Here is a 3,699-nt window from a genome sequence, read left to right as displayed (position 1 = left end):
CCGGTGCGGCTGCGCTCCGGCGCGCGCGCCTTCGGCGGCGCGATGAGCTGGAGCGAGCCGCAGCCGCTGGCACCGTTTCCGCCCGAAAGCCCGTTCTACGGCCTGCCGGTTCCAGATGACATCACCGTCACCCGCCAGGTGCTGGCCGAGCCCGCGCCGACGCTGTCCGATCACACCTGGGCAAGCCTTGCCGATGGCACTCCGCTGGTGACGGAGGGCGCGCTCGGCGAGGGCCGGATCGTGCTGTTTCATACCTCCGCCGATCCCAACTGGTCGAACCTGCCGATCTCCGGTTATTTCGTCGAGATGCTGCGCCGGATCGTCAACCTTTCTCGGGCGGGACAGGCCGAAGAGGGGGATGCGGTTTCGCTGCTGTCGCCGTACCGCCTGCTCGCCGCCAACGGCACGCTCACCAGCGACGTGGCCAACGCCAAGCCGCTTCCGGTTCCCGGCGGGCCAACGGCGGCAACGGCGGAACACCCGCCCGGCCTCTATGGCTCGCCGGATGGCTTCACGGCGCTGAACCTGTTTGCGGCAGGCGATCAACTCGCGCCGGTCGATATTTCGGGCTTCGGCGATGCGGTGAGATCCGTGACGATCGGCGATGCCCGCGCCTTCAGCCTGAAACCCTGGCTGCTGGCCGCCGCGATGGCGCTGCTGATCATCGACGGCATCATCATGCTGGCCATGAACGGCGCGTTCCGGGGCTTGCGCCCGCGCCGGGCCGTGATGTCCGCCGCGTTCCTTGCCGCCTGCGCCCTAGCGATCCCGCTTTATCTCGGCTCCACGCCGCCGGCTCATGCCCAGATGGACGATGCGGCGATCGCCGATCTGCTCTACGAAACCCACCTCGCCTATGTCGTCACCGGCGAGGAGGAAGTCGACCGCATCTCCGAACGCGGGCTGAAGGGCCTCTCCGACTACATCTCCTACCGCACGGCGCTGGAGCCCGGCGATCCGATAGGCGTCGATCCGGCAAGCGAGGAACTGGCCTTCTATCCGCTGATCTACTGGCCGATCTCGGCCACGGCGCCGATGCCGTCGGAAGAGGCGATTGCCGGGATCGAGGCCTATATGCGCAATGGCGGGACCGTGCTGTTCGACACCCGCGACCAGTATTCGCCGCTCGGCCAGAGCGCGGTCAGCGCCAACACCGAGCGGCTGCGCCAGATCCTCGACAATATCGACGTGCCGCCGCTGGAACCCGTGCCGGAGGATCACGTCCTGACCCGCTCGTTCTACCTGCTCTCCGATTTCCCCGGCCGCTATGACGGCTCGCCGCTCTGGGTCGAGGCGCGCGCCGGCGAGGATGCCGCCGGCAATATCGTCACCAGCGGCGGCGACGGCGTTTCGCCGATCCTGATCACCGGCAATGATTTCGCCGGCGCCTGGGCGATCAACCCCGATTCGACGCCGATGCTACCGACCGTGCCGGAAAACCCGATGCAGCGCCAATATGCCTATCGCACCGGCGTCAACATCGTGATGTACATGCTGACCGGCAATTACAAGGCCGACCAGGTGCACGTCCCTGCCCTCTTGGAAAGGCTGGGGCAATAATGGCGCTGACCTTCGCACCGCTTCTGCCGCTCTGGGCGATCTATACCGCGCTTGCCCTCGTGCTTGCGCTGATGGTTGCCGGCTACCTCACCCGCATGCGGGCGACCACGCTGCGTGCCGCCGCCGGCCTGTTGCTGGTGACGGCGCTCGCCAATCCGACCATCAGCCGCGAGGAGCGCTCGGCGCTCACGACCATCGTGCCGATCGTGGTTGACCGCAGCCAGAGCCAGTTGACAGGAGAGCGGCAGAGCCAGACCGACGCGGCGCTTGCCGCCCTTCAGGCAAGGCTCGCCGACGATCCGATGATCGAGCCCCGGGTGGTCGATGTTGCCACCGCCGACGAAAACGGCCGTGCCGAAACACGCGCCTTCGCCGCGCTTTCCGAGGCCGTGCGCGATGTGCCGCCGAGCCGGCTGGGCGCGGCCTTCCTGATCACCGATGGCCAGATCCACGACCTGCCGGAGGATGCCGGCGGTCTTCCCGGCGCTATGCCGCTCAATGCCCTGGTGACTGGTGCCGACAGCGAATATGACCGCCGCATCGAAATCAACGAGGCGCCGCGCTTCGGCCTCGTCGGCGACAGCCTGCCGGTGGAATTCACCGTGGTCGATGACGGACCGGTGGACGAACACACCAGCGGCCCGGCCAAGGTGACGGCCCGCATCAATGGCGAAGTCGCGGCCGAAATGCTTGTCGGCACCAACCTGCCGACGCGCTATGTCTTCGACATCGACAATGGCGGCGAGAACATTCTCGAACTCTCCGTCGCGCCGGTCGATGGCGAACTGACCACCATCAACAACCGCGCCGTCCAGATCGTCGAGGGCATCCGCGAGAACTTACGCGTGCTGCTGGTCTCGGGGTCGCCGCATTCGGGCGAGCGCACCTGGCGCAACCTTTTGAAATCCGATGCTTCCGTCGATCTTGTGCATTTCACCATTCTGCGCCCGCCGGAAAAACAGGATGGCACGCCGATCAACGAGCTTTCTCTGATCGCCTTCCCGACGCGCGAGTTGTTCGTCGACAAGATCGACGATTTCGACCTGATCATCTTCGACCGCTACCAGAACCGCGGCGTGCTCCCGCTGCTCTACTACGACAATATCGCGCAATATGTGCTGAACGGAGGCGCGCTGCTTGTGGCCGCGGGACCGGAGATCGCCGGCCCTGAGTCGATCGCCGACACCCCGCTTTCCGCCGTGCTGCCGGCGATACCGACCGGCGATCTTGCCGAAGGCGGCTACTATCCCGAAATCTCCGAGACCGGCGAGCGCCATCCCGTCACCCGCGACCTGCCCGGCAGCGGTTCCGAGCCGCCCGCCTGGGGCCGCTGGTTCCGCTCGATCCCGGTCGGTCCCGCGCGCGGCGAGACCGTCATGACCGCCGTCGACGGCGCGCCGCTGCTGGTGCTATCCCGCGAGGGAGAAGGTCGCGTCGCCGAATTCCTCTCCGACCAGGGCTGGCTCTGGGCGCGCGGTTTCGAGGGCGGCGGCCCCTATGTTCCGCTCTACCGTCGCATCGCCCATTGGTTGATGAAGGAACCGGCGCTGGAGGAGGAAACGCTTTCGGCCGCCGTCGATGGCGAGACGCTGACTATCACCCGCCAGACCATGGAAGACGGCGCGCCGGACGCGACCGTGACCACGCCTTCCGGCCAGAGCATCACGGTCCCGCTCACCGAAGCGGAGCCCGGTCTCTACCGGGGCGAAACCCGGGTCGACGAGATGGGGCTGTTCACCGTTGCGAACGGCGATCTCCAGCGCCTCGTCAATGTCGGCGATCCGGATGCGCCGGAATTCAAGGGCATGATCTCGACCACCGACACCCTCGCCCCGCTTTCCGGCGAAACCGGCGGGCTGACCCGGCGCATCGCCGACGGCATGCCGCCGATCCGCCTGGTCAGCGGCCCGGTGCGCCCTGGAAATGACAGCTACATGCCGATCGTGGAAACCGCCGACACGAGGCTTGAAAGCATCCGCTCCCTGCCGCTCTTCAACGGCCTACTCGGCCTTGCCGCACTCCTCGCGCTGATCTCCGCCACATGGTGGCGCGAGGGGCGGAGCTGAGCTGTGCAGCAAGCGAAAAGGCCGCTTCGAAAATGCGGCGCCTCAGCCCAACAATCTCTCCCCTTGAGGGAGA

At 66.8% G+C, this 3,699-nt stretch carries 2 protein-coding genes; both read left to right on the top strand.

Annotated features, from left to right (window positions below; translation table 11 throughout):
- Positions 1 to 1,560: DUF4159 domain-containing protein (locus tag B4E36_RS19935; protein WP_345900736.1), on the top strand; the 1,560-nt coding region annotated here is incomplete at its 5' end.
- Positions 1,560 to 3,626 carry a hypothetical protein gene (locus B4E36_RS19930; protein WP_292059151.1) on the top strand — a complete coding sequence of 689 codons (2,067 nt, stop codon included), beginning with the start codon at positions 1,560 to 1,562 and terminating at the stop codon, positions 3,624 to 3,626. The genes B4E36_RS19935 and B4E36_RS19930, both read left to right, overlap by 1 nt.
- Positions 3,627 to 3,699 lie beyond the last annotated feature (73 nt).

It is taken from the genome of Martelella sp. UBA3392 (assembly GCF_002358775.1).
GTDB classification, from domain to species: Bacteria; Pseudomonadota; Alphaproteobacteria; order Rhizobiales; family Rhizobiaceae; genus Martelella; species Martelella mediterranea.
Note: the sequence above shows the minus strand (reverse complement) of the source record. Positions and strands in the feature narration are given on the sequence as shown.

What these genes read in the sequence shown, in the direction of transcription:
- B4E36_RS19930 (WP_292059151.1), top strand. Translation starts at nt 1,560, where the DNA reads ATGGCGCTGACCTTCGCACCGCTTCTGCCGCTCTGGGCGATCTATACC.